Source organism: Amycolatopsis azurea DSM 43854 (assembly GCF_001995215.1).
GTDB classification, from domain to species: domain Bacteria; phylum Actinomycetota; class Actinomycetes; order Mycobacteriales; family Pseudonocardiaceae; genus Amycolatopsis; species Amycolatopsis azurea.
Genome location: NZ_MUXN01000014.1, coordinates 159,851 through 181,344, shown reverse-complemented (window position 1 = coordinate 181,344; position 21,494 = coordinate 159,851). Strand labels below are relative to the sequence as shown.

The 21,494-nt window shown below is 68.3% G+C and carries 19 protein-coding genes; 3 read left to right on the top strand and 16 right to left on the bottom strand.

Features of this window, described 5'->3' with window-relative positions; translation table 11 throughout:
• The 3 genes from B0293_RS19485 to B0293_RS19475 are packed head-to-tail and all read left to right on the top strand — an operon-like array spanning position 1 to position 3,043.
• Positions 1-1,218: an O-antigen ligase family protein gene (locus B0293_RS19485; RefSeq protein ID WP_005151949.1), complete on the top strand. Its 1,218-nt coding sequence runs from the start codon at positions 1-3 to the stop codon at positions 1,216-1,218.
• On the top strand, positions 1,215-2,408 hold the full coding sequence (locus B0293_RS19480; protein ID WP_005151951.1) for a glycosyltransferase family 4 protein: 1,194 nt from the start codon (positions 1,215-1,217) through the stop codon (positions 2,406-2,408). The genes B0293_RS19485 and B0293_RS19480 overlap by 4 nt, the downstream gene beginning before the upstream one ends.
• Positions 2,405-3,043, top strand: coding sequence for a phosphatase PAP2 family protein (locus tag B0293_RS19475; protein WP_005151952.1), 639 nt, complete (start codon positions 2,405-2,407; stop codon positions 3,041-3,043). The genes B0293_RS19480 and B0293_RS19475 overlap by 4 nt, the downstream gene beginning before the upstream one ends.
• Here the strand turns inward: B0293_RS19475 and B0293_RS44315 are convergent.
• The 16 genes from B0293_RS44315 to B0293_RS19395 form a co-directional block, all read right to left on the bottom strand.
• Positions 3,024-3,971: a hypothetical protein gene (locus B0293_RS44315; protein ID WP_005151954.1), complete on the bottom strand. Its 948-nt coding sequence runs from the start codon at positions 3,969-3,971 to the stop codon at positions 3,024-3,026. The genes B0293_RS19475 and B0293_RS44315 overlap by 20 nt on opposite strands.
• A 156-nt stretch (positions 3,972-4,127) precedes the next feature.
• A complete protein-coding gene (locus tag B0293_RS19465) occupies positions 4,128-5,561 on the bottom strand; it encodes a right-handed parallel beta-helix repeat-containing protein (RefSeq protein ID WP_005151957.1) in 1,434 nt (477 codons plus the stop codon).
• A gap of 56 nt (positions 5,562-5,617) precedes the next feature.
• Positions 5,618-7,117, bottom strand: a complete 1,500-nt coding sequence (locus B0293_RS19460) for a right-handed parallel beta-helix repeat-containing protein (RefSeq protein ID WP_245191851.1) — start codon at positions 7,115-7,117, stop codon at positions 5,618-5,620.
• Positions 7,114-8,430, bottom strand: coding sequence for a glutamate-1-semialdehyde 2,1-aminomutase (locus tag B0293_RS19455; protein WP_005151962.1), 1,317 nt, complete (start codon positions 8,428-8,430; stop codon positions 7,114-7,116). Before B0293_RS19455 ends, B0293_RS19460 begins: the two co-directional genes overlap by 4 nt.
• A 4-nt stretch (positions 8,431-8,434) precedes the next feature.
• Positions 8,435-8,983 (bottom strand): dTDP-4-dehydrorhamnose 3,5-epimerase family protein, encoded by a 549-nt coding sequence (locus tag B0293_RS19450; RefSeq protein WP_005151964.1) that lies wholly within the window; start codon positions 8,981-8,983, stop codon positions 8,435-8,437.
• A complete protein-coding gene (locus tag B0293_RS19445) occupies positions 8,980-10,167 on the bottom strand; it encodes a polysaccharide pyruvyl transferase family protein (RefSeq protein ID WP_039915761.1) in 1,188 nt (395 codons plus the stop codon). Before B0293_RS19445 ends, B0293_RS19450 begins: the two co-directional genes overlap by 4 nt.
• Entirely contained in the window at positions 10,164-11,114 is a 951-nt protein-coding gene (locus B0293_RS19440; protein ID WP_005151965.1) for a glycosyltransferase family 2 protein, read from the bottom strand. Before B0293_RS19440 ends, B0293_RS19445 begins: the two co-directional genes overlap by 4 nt.
• Positions 11,111-12,397 carry an MATE family efflux transporter gene (locus B0293_RS19435; protein WP_005151967.1) on the bottom strand — a complete coding sequence of 429 codons (1,287 nt, stop codon included), beginning with the start codon at positions 12,395-12,397 and terminating at the stop codon, positions 11,111-11,113. The genes B0293_RS19440 and B0293_RS19435 overlap by 4 nt, the downstream gene beginning before the upstream one ends.
• A 7-nt stretch (positions 12,398-12,404) precedes the next feature.
• Positions 12,405-13,679 carry a DUF4910 domain-containing protein gene (locus tag B0293_RS19430; protein WP_005151968.1) on the bottom strand — a complete coding sequence of 425 codons (1,275 nt, stop codon included), beginning with the start codon at positions 13,677-13,679 and terminating at the stop codon, positions 12,405-12,407.
• The gene (locus tag B0293_RS19425) at positions 13,679-14,701 is read right to left on the bottom strand and encodes an NAD-dependent epimerase/dehydratase family protein (protein ID WP_039915764.1); all 1,023 of its coding nucleotides are present in this window, start codon (positions 14,699-14,701) and stop codon (positions 13,679-13,681) included. The genes B0293_RS19430 and B0293_RS19425 overlap by 1 nt, the downstream gene beginning before the upstream one ends.
• Positions 14,702-14,706: 5 nt before the next feature.
• The gene (locus B0293_RS19420) at positions 14,707-15,360 is read right to left on the bottom strand and encodes a PIG-L deacetylase family protein (protein WP_005151973.1); all 654 of its coding nucleotides are present in this window, start codon (positions 15,358-15,360) and stop codon (positions 14,707-14,709) included.
• Positions 15,357-16,154, bottom strand: coding sequence for a sugar phosphate nucleotidyltransferase (locus B0293_RS19415; protein ID WP_005151974.1), 798 nt, complete (start codon positions 16,152-16,154; stop codon positions 15,357-15,359). The genes B0293_RS19420 and B0293_RS19415 overlap by 4 nt, the downstream gene beginning before the upstream one ends.
• Positions 16,151-17,386, bottom strand: a complete 1,236-nt coding sequence (locus B0293_RS19410) for a class I SAM-dependent methyltransferase (RefSeq protein WP_005151975.1) — start codon at positions 17,384-17,386, stop codon at positions 16,151-16,153. The genes B0293_RS19415 and B0293_RS19410 overlap by 4 nt, the downstream gene beginning before the upstream one ends.
• Before the next feature lie 296 nt (positions 17,387-17,682).
• Positions 17,683-19,560, bottom strand: coding sequence for a S8 family serine peptidase (locus tag B0293_RS19405; protein ID WP_245191852.1), 1,878 nt, complete (start codon positions 19,558-19,560; stop codon positions 17,683-17,685).
• A gap of 182 nt (positions 19,561-19,742) precedes the next feature.
• The gene (locus B0293_RS19400) at positions 19,743-20,258 is read right to left on the bottom strand and encodes an acyl-CoA thioesterase (protein ID WP_005151980.1); all 516 of its coding nucleotides are present in this window, start codon (positions 20,256-20,258) and stop codon (positions 19,743-19,745) included.
• A 9-nt stretch (positions 20,259-20,267) separates the two neighbouring features.
• A complete protein-coding gene (locus B0293_RS19395; protein WP_005151982.1) occupies positions 20,268-21,455 on the bottom strand; it encodes a BtrH N-terminal domain-containing protein in 1,188 nt (395 codons plus the stop codon).
• Between the last annotated feature and the right edge of the window lie 39 nt (positions 21,456-21,494).

The window sequence follows — 21,494 nt, the reverse complement described above, 5'->3', positions numbered from 1 at the left end:
ATGCTCGATCCCGCCGTCCGGCCCGCTCCCGCGATCCGGGGCTTTCCCAAAGCGACAGCCATCGCCTGGACGCTGCTGATCATCAACACCCTCGGCTCGACCGGGGCGAAGACGGTCCTCCCGCTGCCCAGGTCGGTCAGCCAGCTGATCACCATGGGCGCGCTGGGCGGTGCCTTCATCATCGCGCTCGCCCTGAACCCCAGGCTGCGGTTCCGGCCGAACGCCTATCTCTTCCTGCTCACGCTGCTGGCCATCCTGAGCGTGGTCGCGAGCCTGAACCTGGAAGGCGGTTTCGGCGCGCTGTTCCGGTGTTTCCGGTTCGCGCTCTTCTTGAGCACGCTGTGGTTGCTGACCCGCTGGTGGGACGGCGGCCTCGACCTCGTCCGCCAGCACATCCGCACCTACGGCGCCGTGCTGGTGACGGTGGTGATCGGGCTCGGGCTCAGCCCCGGCAACGCGCTGCCGTTCGAATACGGCGGACGGCTCACCGGCACGGTTTGGCCGCTGACCCCGCCGCAGGTCGGGCAGTACGCGGCCATCGTCATCGGCCTCACGATCCTGTTGTGGCTGAGCGGGAAACTGGCACGGAAGCACGCGCTGGTCGTCATCGTCCCGACGTTCGCGGTGCTGCTGCTGACCCATACCCGCACCGCGATGCTCGGCCTGGTCGTCGGGACCATCGTGGCGCTGATCTCGCAATGGATGTCCAGCGCCCGCGCGCGCAAGGTGTTCACCGGCCTGATCTTCGGCGGGTTGTTCGTCGTGGTCGCGCTGGGCGGGCTCGTGCAGTCATGGTTCCTGCGAGGACAGTCCGAGGAGAACTTCTCCAGTCTCACCGGCCGCGCGAAGGTGTGGGACGCGCTGCTCGACGCGCCGCGGACGACGCTGGAGTACCTGTTCGGCGTCGGCCTGACCGACAAGTCCTACGACGGGCTCCCGATCGACAGCAGCTGGCTCGCGGTGTACCACGAACAGGGTTATGTCGGGATCGTGATCGTGGCGGCGTACCTGCTCGTGCTGGTCGTGGTCGCGGTGCTGCGCCCGCCGTCGCCTGCCAGGGCGTGCGCGATCTTCCTGATCACCTACTGTCTTTCCGCCTCCTACACCGAGGCGGGTCTCGGCGACGCGTCGCCTTACCTGTTGCATCTGGCCCTGGCCGCGTCGTTGCTGGTGCGTGTGCCCACCGACGAACCTGAGTTTCTCAAGGAGCCCGCGTGAAGGTCCTCGTGATCCACAACCGGTACAGATCCGAGCAGCCCAGTGGGGAGAACAACGTCGTCGACCAGGAGACCGCGCTGCTGGCCGAGGCCGGGCACGAGGTCGGCCTGTTCGAGCGGCGCAGCGACGACATCGCGGAGATGTCCTTGCCGCGCAAGGCCGTCGTCCCGCTCCAGGTGCCGTGGAACCGGGCCGTGCGCGCGGACCTGGCCCGGCGCCTGGCCGACGACCGGCCGGACGTCGTCCACATCCACAACACGTTCCCGCTGCTTTCGCCGTCGGTACTGGCCGCTTGCGCCGACGCCGGGGTCCCGACGGTCGCGACCGTGCACAACTACACCCTGATCTGCCCGCCCGGCACGCTGTACCGCGACGGCCAGGTGTGCACCGACTGCGTGGGCAGGTCGCCGATGCCCGCCGTGCGGCACGGGTGCTACCGCGGCTCGGGGCTCGCGACCGTGCCGATGGCGGCGAGCCTGATGCTGAACCGGAACCGCTGGTGGTCGGGGGTGTCGCGGTTCTTCTGCATCTCCAAGGCGCAACGTGAGGTGCTGATCGCCGCCGGGATGCCCGCCGACCGGCTCGGGGTGAAGTACAACTACGTGACCGATCCCGGCAAGACGCGCCAGGGCGCTGGGGAGCACCTGCTGTTCCTCGGCCGGATCACCGCGGAGAAGGGCGTCGGCCTGCTGATGCGGGCGTGGGACCTGCTCGTCGCCGCGGGCGGCCCGCTGCCGCCGCTGGTGATCGCCGGCACCGGTCCGATGCAGGACGAGGTCGCGCGCTGGGCGGACGGCCGCGACGACGTCCGCTACGTCGGTCTTCAGTCCAAAGAGGAGTGTCGCGACCTGATCGCCCGCTCGAACGCCGTCATCGCGCCGTCGGAATGGCTGGAGGCCTTCGGGCTGGTCGTCGTCGAGGCGATGGCCGCCGGTGTCCCGACGGTCGCCTCGGCCCACGGCGCCTTCCGCGAACTCGTCGAAGACGGCGTCACCGGCCTGCTGCACGAACCCGGGAACCCCGAGGCCCTCGCGGCCCGCCTGCGGGAGATCGTCGGCGACGCCGAACGGAACCAGGAGATGGGCTGGGCGGCGCGGCTGGTCTACGAGCAGGAGTTCACGCCGAAGGTCGGCCTGGAACGGCTCGTCGGCGGCTACCAGGCCGCGATCGATTCGGTGTCCTTCGCGTGATCGCCGGTCCGCCCGCGCTGCCACCGCGGGCGCGGATCCCGCTCTGGACCCTGGGCGCTTTCGGCTTCGTCGTCGCGCTCGTGCTCGGTATCCGCTACGCCGGCACCTCCCATCTCGCCGGACTGGACGCCCTCGTGCTTCCCGTCGTCGACCGGGTCGAGGGCCCGCTCTGGTACGTCGCGACCGCCATCGACTTCGCGGGCGAACCGATCGGCGCGGTCGTCGTCATCGCCCTGTTCGGCTGGCTGTGCCTGCGGCACCGGCGGCCGCGGATCGCGATCCTGATGGTGGCGGCCAGCGGGGTGACGGTGGCGCTGACCACCGGCCTGAAACCCCTGGTCGGCAGGCTGATCCACGATGAGTTCCTGTCTTACCCGAGCGGGCACACGGCCTTCGCGGTGACCGTCGCGACCGTCGTCGCGCTGCTGGTGATCGACGTGCGGGGGCTCGGACCTCTCGGCGGTTCTTGGGTGCTGGCAGGGATGGTCGCTTTCGCGGGGCTGGCGATGGGGTGGGCGGAGGTGGCGCTGGGGGCGCACTATCCGACGGACACCTTCGGGGGTTTCGGGGTCGCTGTCGCGGTGGTCCCGATGGTGGGGTGGGCGGTGGATCGGCTCACGCGGCAGCCCGCCTGACGGTGGGCCTGGGTCGGGCTTGGGCGGTCCGGAACGCGGCGTGAAGCTCCCTGAGCACTTGGTCCGGCTCGGTGCGCAGCCGGGACGGCAATGTCTGGAGCACGACGATCCCGGCGGCGACGTACCTGGCGTTGCGGGCGACGGTGTCCCGATGGTCTTCGAGGTTCGCGTGGTGGCGGTAGGAGTCGATCTCCCAGGCGAACGCGATCTCGTCGCACCAGAAGTCCGGGGTGGCGATGTAGGTGCCGTTCGCGTCGAAGATCGGGACGTTCCAATGGCCCGGCGGGAGGCCGGATCTTCGCCAGAGACGCCAGGCGTCGGCTTCTGCGACTGATCTCGCCCCGCAGATAAGCGGGACCAGAGCTTGCCGGGGCAGGGCTGTTCCGGGCCGGCCGGCTTGGTCCAGTTCGCGGGTGAGCATTTCGGTGGTGCAGAAGCGGCGTTGGACGGACTCGGCCATCATCGCCTGGATCTCGTCAGGGTCGGTGAGCCTGCGGGCGGCGTCGATGACGGCTCGGGGGACAGGTGCCACGGGGAGGTCGTTTCGGAAGTGCGGCCTCGGCAGATGCCGAGTTCTCTCGACGTGAGCGAAACCGGTCGACGTGACACGACGATCGGCGGACACCAGAACATGCACGTCCCGCGGTGGCGGCAGCCGCTCCAGCCCATGGCGGCGGAGCGCCCAGAGACCGGTCAGGACCGCGGTTTCACGGCCGTGGAGCAGCGCCGCCTGGAGTTGCTGTTCACCGGTGGGTTCTCCACTGTGGAGCAGCACGATTCCGGGCAGCAACCGCTGCCAGGGGCCACCGGGGCCGCATCGGCGTGAAATGGTTCGTCCCGGCACGCCGGCGGCTCTGAGCGCGGCCGCGCGGACGACCAGCGGGCCGTGGATGAGCAGGGGGTCGGTCGACCAGGTTCCTCGTTGCACCCGATCACCATGAACCTCGCCACCGACAAAGTTCGCTCCCCGAGGCGATGAACGGTCCGGTCACGCCCGAAATCTTTCGAGCGTGGAGGATTTGGGGCGCTCGATGTCCCAAATCCTCCACACTCGACCTAGCCGCGCGTACCGCGAAAGGTCCGGTCACCCGAAGCTCGACCCCGCGTCCTGCGAGTAAGGAGCCCCCTGCCAAACCGAAGCCCCCACAGTCCGCGAAGTGTCATGAACGACAAAACGCCAAGAACCCGAGTAAGCGTTGTCGTACCACCGATTCTCCTGCCGAAACGTGACAGCGTCCGAAACCACGGCACCCCGGTAAGGCGACCACTCCGGATAAGTCCCGAAGTTCGCCAACAGCCCCATCCGTCCGCACAACCCCGTGCACGAAGACCCGTGAGAGAACTTGTTGCCGTGTATGGAAACCCGCTGCGTCTTCCACCGGCAGTCGTCGTGCAACGGCCGTGACGCGATCCCCGGCGAAGAACACGAAGAAACCGAAGGAACCAGGCGAGTGCACGACCCGGAGGAAGTGTTCGCCGGGCTGTTGCAGAACCGGTCCGCGTTCTCCCAGGCGGTGATCCCGGCCCAGTTGTCCTCGAAGACGTTGTCGACGATCTCCACCGAAGAGGTCCGCGCCGGGACGCGCGGCTCGCCGCCCGACTCCGACAGGTAGATCGTCCCGACCGGGAAATCGTCTCCGCGCGCGGCGAAAGCGCGGCCCTGCACCAGGGTGTTCCGCCGGAAGGTGTTGTCGCGGACCACGAGGTTGTACGAGATCTCGTAGAACAGCGCCTCCGCCTCGTTGTCCTCGATCAGGTTGTCCTCGATGAGGAAGTCGTTGTTGTTCGTGTCCGCCCACAGCCCGGCGCCGTGGTTGTGGTGGACCCAGTTCCCGCGGATGTCGGCGCCGTCCACCGCCCAGAACTTCGCGCCGCCGCTGCAGCCGCAGCCGGGGACCTTCGTCTCCCAGTCGTCGGTGTTGTTCCCGGTGATCTCGTTGCCCTCGACGAGCAGCCCGGTGATCCCATCACCCGCCCGGTAGGCGTTGATGCCGTACTGGCCGTTGTCCCGCAGGCAGTTCCGCAGGATCCGCTGACGCGGCCCCGCCATCATCGCGGCGCCGCGATTGCCCTCGATGGTGTTGCCTTCGATGGTCCAGTGCTCGCCGGAGTCGTGGTTGACCACGCCCTGATCCCGCGGCGCGGCGAAACCGCGGATGGTGAGGCCGCGGATGACGACGTCGCGCGCCTGCTGGGTGAACGCGTAGCGGTTGACGCCGCCCCCGTCCAGCACGGCGCCGGGTGCGCCGAGGTAGGCGTTGCCGTCCTTCGGGATGATCTGGCCGTATTCGTCCTGGCCCAGGGTGTGCTTGCCCCCGGTCAGCCAGAACGTCGTGCCGGCCGGGAGCTCGCGTGTCTTCTCGGACAGATCGGTCCCCGGCGCGACGACCACGGCGTCGTCCGGTTTCGAAGGGCTCTCCGGACCCGAAGCGCAAGCCGCGGCAGGAGCCGCCGAAGCCGGGGAGGCCGTGACGACTCCTGCCGCGAGCATCAGCAGGACCACCAGGAACGCGGGCATACCGGAAACGGTAGGCCACTATGGACCGTCCCAGATGGACACTTACAGGTGAAACTTCAGCAGGTCACCGTCTCACCGAACCCGCTGCACACGTCCTGCCGGTAGGGCTCCGCCTGCCATTGCGCCGACGTCAGCTGCCGTGACGCGTCCTGGGCGACGAACCGCCAAGGCCCGTAGTACTGGTTGTCGTACCACCGGTTCTCCTGCCGGAAGGTGATCGCCTCGGAGATCACGTTCCCCCGGTACGGTGACCAGGCCGGGTAGGTCCCGTAGTTCGAGAGCACCGCCATCCGGCCGCAGCGGTCGAGACAGCCTTCCAGCGACTCGTCGAACTCGAACGTGTTCTCGTGTACCAGAACGCGCTGCGTCTTCCACCGGCAGTCGCTGTACAGCGGCGCGGTCGTGATGCCCGGGTCGGAGCAGGTGGACATCGGTGAGACCAGTGCCGTGCAGGAGAGCGACGACGTGTTGGCCGGGCTGTTGCAGAACCGGTCCGCGTTCTCCCACAGCGTGATCCCCGACCAGTTGTCCGAGAACAGGTTGCCCCGGATGTCGATCTGGCTGGTCCGGGCGGGCAGCCTGGGCTCCCCGCCTGACTCGCTGATGTACACCGACCCGACCGGGAAGCTGTCGCCCTTCGCGGCCCGGTTGCGGCCCTGCACCAGCGCGTTGCGTCGGAACGTGTTCCCGATCAGGTCCAGATTGTAGGAGATCTCGTAGAACAGTCCCTCGGACGCGTTGTCCTCGATCACGTTGTCCTGGATGAGGAAGTCGTTGTTGTTCGTGTCGGCCCAGAGCCCGACACCGTGGTTGTGGTGGACGAAGTTGCCGATGATGTCGGCGCGGTTCACGGCCCAGAACTTGGCGCCGCCGCTGCACCCGCAGCCCGGGATCTTCGTTTCCCAGTCGCCGGTGTTGTTCCCGGTGATCTCGTTGCCTTCGATCAGCAGATCGGAGAGCCCGCCGCCGGCGCGGTAGGCGTTGATGCCGTACTGGCCGTTGTTGCGCAGGCAGTTCCCGATCACCCGCTGACCGGATCCGGTCATCATCGCGGCGCCGTCGTTGTCCTCGATGACGTTGCCCTGGATGGTCCAGCGCTCGCCGGAGTCGTGGTTGACCACGCCTTGGTCCTGCTGGCCGAGGAAGCCGCGGATCGTCAGTCCTCGGATGACCACGTCCTTGGCCGACGTGGTGAACGCCGCGCGGTTGAGTCTTCGTCCGTCGAGCACGGCGCCGGGTGCGCCGAGGTAGACGTTGCCGTCCTTGGGCATCACCTGCCCGAACTGGTCGTCGGACAGGTGATGGGTGCCCGGTGCCAGCCAGAACGTGGTCCCCGGCGGGCTGAAGCGGGTCCGGTCGGTCAGATCGGTGCCCGGTTCGACGACCAGGGCGCCTTCCGGCGCGGAGGGGACGCCGACTGTCGTGCCGCATACCCCTCGTGCCGGCTCTTCGGATGCCTCAGCCGTGGTTTCGACCGAGACCTGGAGCAATAACACCGACAGCGTGACGCAAAGCGCACGCGTGCCGACCGAGCGATGTGCGATCCCTGAACTCATACCCTTCTCCGAAAAACCGGCTTCACCGGACGGCCACCCAGCCACGGCGCCGGATCATCCGCGTCGAGCGCTTTGCGGTACACGAGGCAAGCCTGCGAGACCACTTCGACCGTCCGGTCGATGTCTTCTTCGGACAACGCGGCGCTGACCACGAACGACGGTCCGAGGACCCCGCCCGTGACCAACTGCCGCAGGAACAATGTTCGGTAGTCCTGCGACGGTTTCTTCTCGGCGTCGAGCGTGGCGAAGACGAGGTTGCTCGCCCGGCCGCGCACGACGACGTGTTCCCCGACCCCGGCCGAGGCCGCGACTTCGCGGACCCCGGCGGCGAGCCGGTCGCCGAGCGCGTGCAGCCGCGCGGCGATGCCTTCTTCGGTGTAGGTCTCCATGACCGCGATCGCGGCGGCCAGCGAATGCGTCTCGGCGCCGTGCGTGGTGGACAGCAGGAAGACGCGGTCCTTGGTGGTGCGCAGGCCGCCGAGTTCCATCAGCTCGCGTTTGCCCGCGAGCGCGGAGACGGCGAACCCGTTGCCGAGCGCCTTGCCGAACGTCGAAAGGTCCGGCGTGACGCCGTAGAGACCCTGTGCCCCCGCCTCGGACCAGCGGAAACCGGTGATCATCTCGTCGAAGATCAGGACGCAGCCGTACCGGTCGGCGAGTTCCCGCAGGCCGACGAGATACCCGGGGGGCGGTTCGAGCTGGGTGGACGCCTCCAGCACCAGGCAGGCGATCTGGCTCGCGTTCTCCCGCAGCAGCCGTTCGGTCACCTGGAGATCGCCGTAGGGGAACGACACGGTGAGATCGGTGATCTCGTCCGGGATGCCCGCCGACATCGCCGTGGTGCCGATGAACCAGTCGTCGATGGAGAAGAACGCGTGGTCACGGCAGATCGCCACCAGCGGCCTGCCGGTGACCGCCCTGGCGAGCTTGACCGCGGCCGTGGTGGCGTCCGAACCGTTCTTGGCGAATTTGACCATCTCGGCGGTCGGGACGGTTTCGAGGAACTTCGTCGCCGCCCGTTCCTCCACGATGGACGGACGGGCGAAGTTCGCGCCCCGGTCGATCTCGCGGTGGGCGGCTTCGCTGACCCGCGGGTGCACGTGCCCGAGGCTGACCGCGCGCAGCCCCGAGCCGTACTCGATGTATTCGTTCCCGTCGACATCCCAGACGTGCGCGCCGAGCCCGTGGGAGACGACCGGCGCCAGGTTCTCCGGGTACTGGTCGTCGCCCTTGGCGTAGGTGTGCGCGCCGCCGGGGATCATCGCGTGGAGGCGCTCGTTGGCCCGCATCGACTTGGGAAGCTGACGGGTCATGCTCTCACCTCGTGTCTTGTAGTACCGCGGAAAGAGGAAGGGCCTGGCGGTCCCGCTCCGACATCAGCGCCACCGGGAGCGGCCAGGGGATCGCCAGATCCGGGTCGTCGTACGCGATCGCGACGTCCTCGGCCGGGTCGTGCTCGCGGTCGATCCGGTAGGAGACGTCGGCGATCTCGGTGAGCGCCTGGAACCCGTGCGCGCAGCCTGCCGGGATGTACAGCGAGACCTGGGTCTCCCCGGACAGCTCGAACGTCTCCTTGCCGAGGTACGTCGGCGAATCCGGCCTCAGGTCGACGACGACGTCGAAGACGGCGCCCCACGAGCACCGGACCAGTTTCGCCTCACCGAGTCCCGAGCGGAGGTGCATCCCGCGCAGTACTCCCTTGCGGGACCGGGAAACGCTGTCCTGGAGGAACCCGTCCGGGTCGATCCCGGCCGAGCGGACGACGCCGGCGTCGAACGTGCGGCTGAAGAAGCCGCGTTCGTCGGCGTGCGGGGTCGGTTCGAACAGGTACGCGCCCGCGATGGCGGGCACCGGGATCACCTTCATCGGACTCCCATCGGCAGGAAGGCGGCCGACAGTTCGGCGAACTGCTCGTCCAGGAGTCGCACTTGTTCCGCGCCTCGTTTCGCCACGATCCCGGACAGTTCGCCCGCCCTGGATTCGAGTTCGGCGAACTGGCCGACCAGCGCGTCGAAGTCGATCTCCCTGGCCGACTGGCAGAATTCCCCCAGCCCCAGTGTGGTCATGAGGACCTCGTTCTTGCTCGCGTACCCGATGGACAGCGTCGGTTTCGCCAGCTTCAACGCGCACAGGATGTTGTGGTACCGGGTCGCGACGACGGTCTCGACGGCCGACATCGCCCGCATGACTTCGTCCAAAGTGGACGTGTCGGCGGCGGCGATCAACGGGGACTCCAGTTCCCGCATGATCTCGTCGACGACCTGCCGATCGGCCTGGTCGCCGATGAACAACCGCACCGGGCGGCCGTCGGAGACCAGCCTGGCGACGAACCGCGTCATGTTGTCCACATAGGACTCGTAGATGTCGTCGGCGCGGGCCCGGTCCTCGTTCCCGCCGCGGTAGGCCATCACCCCGACCCCGACGGAGCGGGGCAGCACCGGCTCCGACGGCGCCGGGAGGGCAAACGCGAGATCGGGGTAGACGCGGTCGTTCGTGACGTCCACCCCCATCGCGCGCATCGCCTCCCGCGACGGCTCGTCCCGGTAGGACCGGAACGACGCCAGCCGCCCGGCCCAGCCGATGACCGAGCGGGTGACCCGCTGCGAGCTCACGCTGGCGCCGACGCTCACCAGCGCCACCTTGGTCCCGACCAGCCGGCCGGACGCCGAGAGCAGCAGCAGCGCGTACGGGAAACCCCAAGGCCGCAAGGGAAGAGTGGATTCCAGGACGCCCATCCCCGGCACGATCACCACGTCCTGACGCCGGACCCACGCCGTCGTGCGGACGATGTCGACGAGTTTCCCGAAAGCCTTCATGGCGATGGAAAGCGGACCGGAGGCCGTGCGGTACTCACCCTGGTACCAGTTCAACGCGGTCGTCTCGAGTCCGTAGCGCGACGCGACGATTTCCGGCCCGCCGCACATCACACTGATGGCGGCGTCCGGATGCTCCGTGCGCAGATACCCGAGGACCGCCTCGAAGGAACCGTCGTTGCCGAGGTTCCCCGATCCGAGGAGTCCGAACAGCCCGATCCTCGCGGGCGGGGTCAAGGGACTCGTCCCTCCTGGCCGGCGACGACCGAGACGACGGAGACCTCACGCGGGCCGGTTTCGGCCTCGGCCTGGACGGGCATCCGTCCCATGGCCGGGTTCCCGGCCCGGTTCAGCGCCCACTGCCGCAGGTAGCGGAAGCATTCACGCTTCTCCGCGCCGGAGATCGGCGCGTTGCGGATCGCGTTGACGTACCCCAGGACGTACTCGCCGAGCAGCCGGATCATCGGGTGACGCAGCTTGTCGGCCCGCTTCGGGTCGAGGTTGGTGGCCCGGCGGCGCACGGTCGGGTGCTCGTGTTCGGAGCGGCCGGGGTGGTCGCGCCGGAAGTACAGCCAATCGGGCACCTGGTGGAACGGGCCGTGCAGGGCCAGCTCCGAGATGATCGTGCGGTCCGCGTGGTGATAGCTGTCCAGCGGCGCGACGCGGCGCAGCACCTCGGTGCGGATCACCGCGCCGTCGTCGTCCCCGCCGGGCGCGAACAGTGTGCTGCGGAAGCGTTCCGCGGCGTGCGGCGAAACCGTGTTGAGCGGGTACTCCAGCGCCTGCGTGACGACGCCCTTCTCGTCGATCATCGCCGTCCACGAGTGCGAGAGGACGAACTCGGGGTGCTCGTCGAGCGCCTCGATGCAGCGTTCCAGCAGGTAACGTGCGTAGAGGTCGTCGTCGGAGGCCCATTTGAACAGCTCGCCGCGGGCGACGTCGACGCAGTAGTTGTGGTTGGGCGCGCAGCCGATGTTCACCGGCTGACGCACGTAGCGCACGCGGGAGTCCAGTTTCGCGTAGTCACGGCTGATCTCTTCGGTGCGATCGGTGGACGCGTTGTCCGAGACGATCAGCTCGAAGTCGCCGAAGCTTTGGCCGAGGAGTGCGTCCAGCGATTCGGCGAGGTAGTCCTCGCCGTTGTAGACCGGGAGCCCGATGCTCAGCCGAGGAGCGGTGCTCATGACGTCCTCATTTCTTCCTTCTCCGAAGTCTGGTGTTCGTTGAGGGCTTCTTTATGGGCGATGTGCAGCTGGAACCACCACACCGCTGACCCGCTGGTGATCGCCAACGCGACCCCCCACGCGGATCCGGACGCCCCGGCCAAGAAGGCGCCAATGAGCCCGAAACCGACATAGCCGGCCGAGTTGATCAGCTGGGCGCGAAGGCTCCTTTTCGCAGCGCCGAGCGCACGCAATCCGGCGGCCGCTCCGGTGTTGAACCCCGCCGCGGCGATACCGATGGTCACCGGGAGGATCAGTTTCGAAGCGGGATCCCAGACGTCGCCGAGGACGAACCGGCCGGCGTCATGGGGTACCAGAAGCAAGGCGAGGCCCCAGAGCAGGGCCGCCGCCGCCTGGCCGGCGCCGAGGACGGCGCAGAATTTCCGGAAGCGGTGCGGGGCCCGTTGGAGCACCCGCGCGCTTTCGGCGACCGTGACCAGGGAAAGTCCCATCAAGAGCGCGAAGAACGGCCCGAGGAGCAGTTCGGCGCCACGGACCGCGCCGACGCTCGTCAGTCCGGCGATCGCGCCGAGGCCGTACATCCGCAGTTGCGACGAACCGCTGTTGCTGACGTTTTCGACCAGGTAGCGGGCGCCGAGGTCGAGGTGCGCCTTGAGCCAGACGACCGTGCCGCGCGGATCCGGCCGGACCCCGGACTGCAAGCAGCCGAAGGCGGCGGCGACCGCCCCGGAAAGGCCCCACGCCAGGATGAACGCGACGACGGTGTCGGACGTGTGGTGCGCGATGAACAACGCCGGGATCAGCGCGATCCCCCAGACGACGTCGTTCAGGAACGCCTTCTTCCCGTGTCCGGCGGCGAAGAAGGTGAACCGCCACGCGTCCTGCAGGAGCAGCGTGGGGATGACGACGCCGAGCGCGACGAACGCCCCGCCGGTGGTGTCGCCCACGATGAGCCCGGCGGCCACGCTGATCATCCCGGCCGCGACACCCGCGGTGAGCGCCGTCCCGGTCGCCCGCGCGGTCGCGGCGCGCCAGGATTCGGTGGACACCCCGGAGAACCGCACCATCAGCGGATCCGTCGTCAGCCCGCGCGAAAGGTTGAGCACCACGCCGTAGCTGACCCAGGCGAGGCTGAACATGCCGAACGCGAACGTGCCGAGTGAACGCGCGACGTAGAGACCGACCGCGAAGTTGGTGATGCTGGAGACGGCCTGGTCGCCGAGGCCCCAGCTGAGCCGTCCGGCCATGGCACGGATGGCCTGGGAACGCAGAAGTGATCGCATGGGGCCTCTAATCCTTGAGCAATCCGGCGTCGTGCAGCGCCTGAGCGGCCGCGACGACGGAATCGAACGGCAACCCGGACCGCTCGGCGACGTCGAGCAGGCTGTGCTCGCCGTCCGAGAGGTTGAGCACCCAGAGCATGGCCATCTGGGCTTGTTTGGCGTCGCTCCGCCCGCCGAGCGAGTCGTACAGCCCGCGCTTGCCGAGTTGCGGCTCGCCGTAGGGGCTGAGGTTGACGTAGCTGCGGTTGCGGTCGAGAACGGCGTACGTGTCCAGCAAGGTCTGGAGGGTTTCCTCCATGGCCGTCGTGGACACGAAATCGAGGTTGTCGGCCGAGGTGTGGTACTCGGGATAGCCCGCGTACGGCGTCCTCGTCAGCGAGCCGACACCCAGGTTGAAGCCGGGGGAGCAGAACTGGCGCTCGTCGTAGCCGTACGGCGAGAAGTCCACGATCTTGTGCGCGCGATCGGCCAGGACGTACGCGAGCACGCGGTCGATCTCGGCGTCGCCCCGGCGGCTTCGCTTGTAGGTCAACGATCCCGGGTCTCCCGCGCACGCCAGCACGAGTCCCGCCTTGATCCGGCGGACGCGCTCGTCGTTGCGCGCGAGCCAGGTGATGGCGCCGATCGTGCCCGGCATGAACAGGAACCGGTACGTGTAGTGCGGATTCTTCAGTCGCTGCGCGAACGCGGCGGCGATCGCGATCCCGGCGACGTTGTCGTTCGCCAGCGACGGATGGCACGTGTGGCAGGAGACGATCACCTCGTCGGCGACCTCGCCCGGCACGACGTGCTCGGCGTAGGTGAGGCTCCCGTCGGCCAGCGTGGAGTCGATGCGGACCTCGTACTCGCCTTCCGGCATCGCGTCGAGGGTTTCCTGCGCCAGGCAGAAACCCCAGGTCGGCGAGTAGTAGCTGGTCCGGTACGGCACCCAGGACGGCTGGTCGGGAATGGTGTGGAGGTGACCGCGCAGTTCTGCCAGGGACATCTTCCGCGACACCGGGACGCTGTAGCCGACGACGTGCAGGTTCGACTCGCCGAAGTCGACCACGCGCCTGCCGGAGGCGTCCTTGACGTACGCGTCGCGGATGTTCCATTCCTGCGGCACCGTCCAGTCCAGTACCTGGGTGCCGGTGGGGACCTCGTGGATCTCCAGCGGGATGTGCTCGCCGACGATCTCCAGCGTGCGGCGGACGCCGTCGCCGGTGATGCTGCGGCACAACGGGTACAAGCGCTCGACCAGCTTTCGCAGGTCGGCGCTCGTCTCGAGGCCCCGGTTCGACATCAGCGACGCCGGAGGGTGTCGTCGAGTTCGCCGGCGGTGGTGCGGTCCTGCAACCGCGCCAGCCGGGTGAACAGGCGCTGGAAGCCGTGCTCGGTGAGGCCGTGGGTCTTGTAGGCGTCGATCAGTTCGAGCGCGCCGTCCTTGACCGACCAGTCGCAGTCGAAGCCCGGGATCGCCGCGCGGAACCGGGAGAAGTCGACGCGGTAGGAACGCGGGTCCGCGCCCGCCTCGCCGGTGATCCGCAGGGTGGAGCCCGGAACGGCCTCGACGACCTCTTCGGCGATCTCGGCGACGGTCACGTTGTTGCGTTCGGTGCCGATGTTGAACGCCTTGCCGTGCACGGCTTCCTTGGGCGCCACCAGCGCCGCCGCGAAGGCCCGCGCGATGTCCTTGGCGTGCACCAGCGGCCGCCACGGCGTGCCGTCCGAGAGCACCAGGACCTCACCGGAGAGGAACGCGTGCGCGGTCAGGTTGTTCAGCACGATGTCGCCGCGCAGCCGCGGCGAGAAACCGAACGCGGTCGCGTTGCGCATGTACACCGGGCTGAAGTCGTCGTCGGCGAGCTCCTGGACGTCGTCCTCCACCCGCACCTTCGACTCGGCGTACGGCGTCACCGGGCGCAGCGGCGCGTCCTCGTCGACCAGGCCGTCGCCGCCCGAGGCGCCGTAGACCGAGCACGTCGAGGCGTAGAGGTACCGCTTGACCCCGGCGTCCTTCGCCAGCTTCGCGAGCTTGACCGAAGCGTGGTGGTTGATGTCGTAGGTCAGCTCCGGCGCCAGCGACCCGAGCGGGTCGTTGGACAGCGCGCCCAGGTGGATCACGGCGTCGATCCCGGCCACGTGCTCGGCCGTGACGTCACGAAGGTCGACCTCGAAGCCTTCGGGGTCCTCGGGCTGGGGGCCCAGCACGCAGGTGTCGTAGAGACCGGAGTCGAGGCCGACCACCTCGTGGCCTTCGGCGGCCAGCACCGGGGCCATCACCGTGCCCAGGTACCCCTTGTGCCCGGTCAGCAGCACACGCATGACTTTCAGCCTTTCGCAGTGAGATCGAGCGTCAGTTTCTTGAGGTCGAAGGCCTCGGCATAGCGCTGCCCGCATTCGATACCGCGAATGCGGGCGAGGCCGAGAAAGGCTTCCCGGTCGTACCAGGGCCGGTGCCGCTGGGAGGCGTAATGCTCCTGCAGCAACCGGACCTTGTCCTCGGCCCGCTCCGCCGTCAGCGGGACGTACGCGGTGGGTTTGCCGAGGTCGCCGTCCCATTTGGCGATCTCGTACTCCAGCTGGAGATGGGTGCGGAACACCGTCGGCACCAGCGTCGCCAGGCCGCGGTGGTCCTGATGCGCGTCGGCCGTGCGCGGGGAGAGGACGAGGTCCGGGTCCGTGCGGCGGCGCAGGTCCTCCAGCCCGTTCTTGGCCTCTTCCCAATGCGAGGGGAACCGGCCATCGGGCAGTTTGAGCACGGTGACCTCGACGTCGGCGCCGGGGCAGAAGGCCGCGAGCGCGGCGCGCTCCTCGGCCTCCCGCTCGGTGCCGCCGCCGGACAGGACGAGCGCGTCGACCCGGACGCCCGGGTTGCCGGCGCAGATCGTCAGCAGTGTGCCGCCCGCCCCGATGGCGATGTCGTCACAATGCGCGCCGAGCGCGACGATCCGCTCGATCCCGCCGGTACCGAGTCCGATCACGCCGTGACCGCCGGCGCCGGTTCGCGTTCCCACCGCGCCCAGGGGCGGTCTCCGTGCGCGTACGCGTCGTCGAGCTGAACGCGTTCCTTCACGGTGTCGGTCGGCTTCCAGAACCCGCGGTACGGGTACGCGAGCAGCTTGCCCTGCTTGGCGAGTTCGCCGCAGCCGTCGGCCACCAGGTCGCCGCCCTCGGGGATGTGGTCGAAGACCTCCTGGCGCAGCACGAAGTACCCGCCGTTCTCCCACAGCGGCATCTCGCTGACCGGGGTCAGCGCGCCGATCCGGCCGTCCTCGTTCATTTCGACGCAGTGGAACGACGACTGCGGCGGCACGACCATCATCGAGGCGCCGGCGTCGGTGTTCCTGAACCGCTCGATCATCTCCGGCAGCGGGGCGTCGGTGAGGACGTCGGCGTAGTTGGCGAGGAACATCTCGTCGCCTTCGAGATACGGGCGCACCCGGCGCAGCCGCTCGCCGATGGCCGATTCGAGGCCGGTCTGCACGAAGGAGATCGACCAGTCCGCGATGTCGGTCGACAGCAGTTCCGCCTTGCCGTTCCGCAGGACGAAATCGTTGCTGGTGGTCTCCTGGTAATTGAGGAAGAACTCCTTGATGTGGTGCGCGCCGTAACCGAGGCAGAGAATGAACTCGGTGTGGCCGAAATGCGCGTAGTACCGCATCACGTGCCAGATCAGGGGTCTGGGGCCGACCATGGCCATCGGCTTGGGCACGTCGGACGCGTCACCGTTGCGCATCCGCATGCCGTAGCCGCCGCAGAAGAGGACAACCTTCACGACTTCACCTCGACGATTTCCAGGTGCGGGATGGGGAAGACCAGTTTCCCGCCCCATTCGTCCACAAAGGACAACTGGGCGGTCAGTTCCTTCCGGAGGTTCCACGGAAGGACGAGCACGTAATCGGGCCGGTCCGCTTCGATGCGCTCCGGCGGGAGGATCGGGATCCGGGTTCCGGGGGTGAACCGGCCGTGCTTGTACGGGTTGCGATCGACGGTGTACCGCAGCACGTCCGGGCGGATACCGCAGTGGTTCAGCAGCGTGTTGCCCTTGCCGGGGGCGCCGTAGCCGACGACGGTCTTGCCTTCGAGCGCCGCGTCGGTGAGGAACTTGTTCAGCTCGAGCCGGACCTTGGTGACCCGCTCGGAGAATTCGGTGTAGCCGGACATTTCGTGCAGTCCGGCGGCCTTCTCGGCGTCGAGGACCTGCATCATCCGCTCGCTCGGCTCGCCCGCGACGGCGTCCGGGCGCGCCCACAGCCGGATGGAACCGCCGTGGGTGGGCAGGAGTTCGACGTCCACAACGGACAATCCGCCGCGCGAAAGGGCCCGGCGCGCGGATTCCACCGTGTAGTACTGGAAGTGCTCGTGATAAATGGTGTCGTACTGGTTCTCCTGGATCAGCGTCAGCAGGTGCTGGACCTCGATGCTGACCCAGCCGTCATCGGCGACGAGGGCGCGGAGCCCGTGCGTGAAGCCGATGATGTCCGGAATGTGTGCGTAAACGTTGTTCGCCACGACGAGGTCGGCGGGACCGTGTTCCTCGCGGACGTCGCGTCCGCTTTCGGGGCTGAGGAAGGCGGTCTTCGTCGGCACCCCGGCGTCACGCGCGGCTTGGCCCACGTTCACCGAAGGTTCCACGCCAAGACAGCGGATCTGCTGCGCCAGAACATGTTTGAGCAGATAGCCGTCGTTGCTGGCGACCTCGACGACGAACGAGGACTCATCGAGCCCCAGTCGTTCGACGGCGCCGTCGACGAAGGTTTTGGCGTGTTCGACCCAAGAGGCGGAATACGACGAGAAGTACGCGTATTCGGTGAAAGTCTCTTCCGGGGTGATCAGCGGCGGGATCTGGGCGAGCCAGCATTCGGTGCAGACCAGCAGGTGCAGAGGATAGGTCGGCTCCGGTTCCGCGAGCTGTTCCGCGGTCAGGAAACGTTCGCACGGCGGCGTCGCCCCGAGGTCGACGACGCTGGCGAGATGGGCCGATCCGCAGAGTCGGCAGGTGGTCATCGAGGGGCTCCTTGGCTCGCGTCACGTATCCCAGACGTCGGCACCTCGGGCCGCCTCGTTACATGCCTTTCCGGGCTCTCCCGTTTCCGTCTCGAAACCGAAACCTGGCGTCTCGGCCATCGGCGCAGGTGCGTCCGCCATCCGGGCGCGGGCAATGCCGGAACCCCGTGACCGAGGGTGATTCCGGACCCCTCCGGATCGCGTTTAGCCCGCTAACCGCGACCCGCATTCACGGAACCGGCCACTTCGCGTTTAGCGGGCTAAACGCGAAGTGGCCAGTGGCGCCGCTCACATCGTCAAGAAACCACCAGGGCGTAGTCCGCGTCGGTCGACGACGTCTCCGGGTGCCCGTCGGCGTTCACCTGCGTCGCCACGACCTCCACCGTCCAGGTACCGGCGGCGGGCTTTTCGAGGATGACGTTCTCCACCGTGTCGACGGTGTTCGGCGACCCGCCCGCGGTCGAGAAGTTGCCGGCCTTCAGCCCGTTGTTGCCGTAGTAGACGGTCCCGTTCGGAGCGGTGACCTTCAGGGTCAGGTCGTTGACCCTGGCGACCGACGCGCTCGGCGAGCCCGCCGGGTCGGTGTAGGCCAGCGTCGCCTTGAACTGCTTCGACCCGTTCACCGCGACCGTGTACTTCTTGGACTGCCCGGTGGCCAGCAGATCGGTCTCGTTGACCAGCACGGGCAGCTTCCACCCGTTCGCCTTGGCCTGTTCGTGCAGGTAACGCACGTTCGCGGTACCCCAGCCCTGGTGCGTGCGGGTCATGTCGTGCGAGGTGCCGCTGAACGCGAACTGGTCGGCTCCGTTGATCAGCAGCGCCTTCGCGGTCGAGGCGTGCGGGCGGCTCGTGAAGACGTCGCGGCCCTTGCCGGGGCCGCCGTCGAACACGCCGTCGGCCCACATCTGGAACAGCAGACCGGCGTTTCCGCAGGTGATCGGGGTCGCGCCGCTCGTACCGCCGAACGACGTCGTGTACGAGGTGTCACTGCCGGACGACGTGGTGTCGATCTTGTCGTAGTAGTTCGACAGTTCCGGTTTGATCCGGCCGTCCGAGGCCGGACCGACGCTGGCGCCGCCGCTCCACTTGTCGTCGGTGCGGCTCAGCGTGTTGTAGTGGTACTGCCCGCCGACCGAGAGCACGTTCTTCGACCAGGCCTGCGGCCGCGACTGCTGCGTCCCCGCGTTGCTCTGCGACTGGCAGATCAGCAGGTCGAGGTCGAAGACGATCTTGTCGAGCTCGGCCGAGACCGAGGTGTACGACGCCGTCAGCCCGCCGCCCCAGCTGTTGCTCTGGAACACCGCGCGGTACTTGCCGTTCGCGTCGACCAGTTCCTTCGTGTGCGCGTAGCGATCCGGCTTGTTGTAGGTGGCGAAGATGCCCTGGCCTTCGGGCAGCAGGCCGCGCTGCGGCGCGCTCACCCCGGAGGCGAAGATCTGCCCGTACGTCGAGGTGCCGTGGCTGGTGTCGGTCGAGTTCGAGCCGTGCAGCACGGTCGGCCGGGCCTTGAACTCCTGGTGCGTGGCGCGTAGCCCGCCGTCCATCACCTCACCGCGCACGCCCTGGCCGCGGTAGCCGCCGACGCTCTCGATGTAGTTCGCGCCGCCACTTTCCCTGGCGTTGGCCATGTCGGTCCCGGGCGCGGTGATCGCGCCGACCGCGAGCACCTCGGCGCCCTGCGCCACGGTCGCGACCTGGCCGGAGCCGAGGGTGGCGACGATGTGCTGGCCGCTCTGCGAGATCGCCTCGACGCCGCCGCCGAGCCGCAGGATCCGCTCGGCCACCGCGCGCTGGTCCCGGGTGTCCGATTCGACCAGCGTCACCAGATAGCTGCCCGTCCCGGCCAGTGAGATTTCCGTCTTGTCGTCCGGCCGGTATTCGCCGAGCCAGCGGACGAAATTCAGTTTCGCGACCGATTCGCGATTCTCCGGCTTGAGCCGGACCACATAGGCGAAATCGGGAATGTAGGTTCCGATTCGCACCCCGAGTGCGCGCAATTGCCCTCGCTGCGCGTCGGTCAGCGCGCTCCGGACCTGGAGCAGATAGGCGCCCTTCCAGTCCTGGCTCGCGGCGGTCCGCTGGGTGAGCGGATCGAAGGTTCTGCTGGCCAGGCGGATGAACTGGGGATCTTCGGGAGTGGGGGCGGCGACGGCCACCCCGCTCGTCAGGAGCATCGCGCCGACCAAGGGCGCGAGAAAGCGGACAGACTTCGGCCGTATCATGAAATACCTCCGGGAACTCAGCAGGGGAGAGGTCTTCCGAAGGTACCGGCCGAAAAGCCCGGTGATCAGCCGCTGAACGGCCCAGCGGTTTTCCGGTAGTGCGGGAAATGGAGCATAAACGGTTAAAAACTCGTTCAGGAAATCTCGTCGATCGCCCCGGTGAATCGTGCCAGCCGCTCGCGCTCCTGCTCGTCGAGGCGCCGCGTGCCGCATTCGGGCAGGGTGCACGCGACCCAGATGGTGCGGCAGCGCGCGTAGACGGCCTTCTCGTCGCGCAGCCTGCTGTTCACCACGACGTCGCAGCTCCCGATCCGCCCGACCACGGTCTCCACCTCGACGGGGTTGTCGCGGAACGTCAGCCGGCGCAGGTAGCTGACGTTGTGCTTCGCGATCAGGTAAGTCGGTCCCTTGGTCCGGAAGACCCATTCACGTCGTGGGTCGAGCATCGCGACCTGGGCTTCCTGGAAGTAGTCCAGCAGTCGCACGTTCCCGACGTGACCCAGGTAGTCCAGGTCGGCGACACGCAGGCGATGACGGTAGAGGTGGATCTCGGAAGCGGGACTCGCACTGGTCGTCCCCAGCGGATGGGCGTGCACGAAGTGGATCTTCAACGATCGCGCGGTGTTCCGGCCGCGCGGCGCAACGGACACCGGCCCGGTTCACTCCATCAGGGCTTCGGAAAGCTCACGGATCGCGGCGGTCTCGGCGGTGTGGATGTCCCGGATCATCGTGCCCATCGCGGCGAACAGGTCGCGGGCCTCGACGTCGGTGAACGGTGTTTCGTCGTTGTAGTGGGCGCGCAGTTTCCACATCTCCGCACCGGCTTCCGCGGCCGCGTCCTGCCCCGCGTCACCCTCGCGGACTCCCGCCGACACCGCGCTGACCAGACCGCGGACCCAACCGAACTCCGCCGTCGACGCCGGAACGGCGGCCTCGGCCAGTTCGGCCCAGCGCTCGGCGATCCCGCGCCACGTCGAGGCCTGTCCGGCCAGATCGGGGAGGTCGAGCAGACCGGAGGCCTCGGTGAGCGCGTCGGCGAACAGCCCGCGCAGGTGCCCGCCCTCCATCCCGGCCGGGGTGACGTTCTCCCAGACGTCGAACAGCGCTCCGACGAGCCCGCGCCGCTCACCGAACGCGCGCGGCCAGCCCTTCGGGTCGCGTTCGTCGGTCATCGCCTTCGCCCAGCGCCCCCAGGCGGGCAGCGAGAACGACTTCGACGGTTCCGAGAGGTTCCGCGCGCAGTCCGTCAGCCCGGCGCGCACGGCCGCCTGCCAGTCGGGGACCTCGCCGGGCGTGATCGTCGCGAGCAGGTTCTTGTACGAGCCGACCCGGCCGCGCGCGGCGTCGAACGTCTTCCGGTCGACCGTCAGCGGCGCGAGGTTCCGGTCGTCCACGAGCACCCGGCCGTCCTCTTCGCCGTACGCGACGACGAAATGGCCGCCACCGCCGGACATCTCCGGCGGCAGGTGCCAATAGCCGAGGGACTCGCGGTCGGGCAGGACGATCACCGGCCGTCCCGCTTCGAGTTCGGCGGTGAGCCGTTTCGCGGCGGCGCGTTTGCCGCCGGTGGTGTGGAGGTCGGCGCCGAGCCCGAGACGGTCCACTGTGGACTTCAGCCACTCCTGCGGATACTGCCAGCGCGCCCGGAAACCGAACACGATCTTCGACGTCGTCTCGTGCGCGAAGTCCCACAGGATGTAGCCCGCCCCGATGCCGCCGGACACGGCGAACACCAGCGCTTCGCTCGGCGTCTTCCCGTCCGGCCCTTCGACGCCGTGGTGTGCCAGCAGGGCGGCCACGGCCGAGACGTCCGGTTGCAGTCCGCCGCGCAGTACGTACTCGCTCACCCCGCCATCATGCCCGCGGACGGCGAGGCGGGCGAGTGC

What these genes read in the sequence shown, in the direction of transcription:
- B0293_RS19485 (WP_005151949.1), top strand. Translation starts at nt 1, where the DNA reads ATGCTCGATCCCGCCGTCCGGCCCGCTCCCGCGATCCGGGGCTTTCCC.
- B0293_RS19465 (WP_005151957.1), bottom strand. Translation starts at nt 5,561, where the DNA reads ATGCCCGCGTTCCTGGTGGTCCTGCTGATGCTCGCGGCAGGAGTCGTC.
- B0293_RS19460 (WP_245191851.1), bottom strand. Translation starts at nt 7,117, where the DNA reads ATGAGTTCAGGGATCGCACATCGCTCGGTCGGCACGCGTGCGCTTTGC.
- B0293_RS19455 (WP_005151962.1), bottom strand. Translation starts at nt 8,430, where the DNA reads ATGACCCGTCAGCTTCCCAAGTCGATGCGGGCCAACGAGCGCCTCCAC.
- B0293_RS19450 (WP_005151964.1), bottom strand. Translation starts at nt 8,983, where the DNA reads ATGAAGGTGATCCCGGTGCCCGCCATCGCGGGCGCGTACCTGTTCGAA.
- B0293_RS19440 (WP_005151965.1), bottom strand. Translation starts at nt 11,114, where the DNA reads ATGAGCACCGCTCCTCGGCTGAGCATCGGGCTCCCGGTCTACAACGGC.
- B0293_RS19435 (WP_005151967.1), bottom strand. Translation starts at nt 12,397, where the DNA reads ATGCGATCACTTCTGCGTTCCCAGGCCATCCGTGCCATGGCCGGACGG.
- B0293_RS19430 (WP_005151968.1), bottom strand. Translation starts at nt 13,679, where the DNA reads ATGTCGAACCGGGGCCTCGAGACGAGCGCCGACCTGCGAAAGCTGGTC.
- B0293_RS19425 (WP_039915764.1), bottom strand. Translation starts at nt 14,701, where the DNA reads ATGCGTGTGCTGCTGACCGGGCACAAGGGGTACCTGGGCACGGTGATG.
- B0293_RS19410 (WP_005151975.1), bottom strand. Translation starts at nt 17,386, where the DNA reads ATGACCACCTGCCGACTCTGCGGATCGGCCCATCTCGCCAGCGTCGTC.
- B0293_RS19405 (WP_245191852.1), bottom strand. Translation starts at nt 19,560, where the DNA reads ATGCTCCTGACGAGCGGGGTGGCCGTCGCCGCCCCCACTCCCGAAGAT.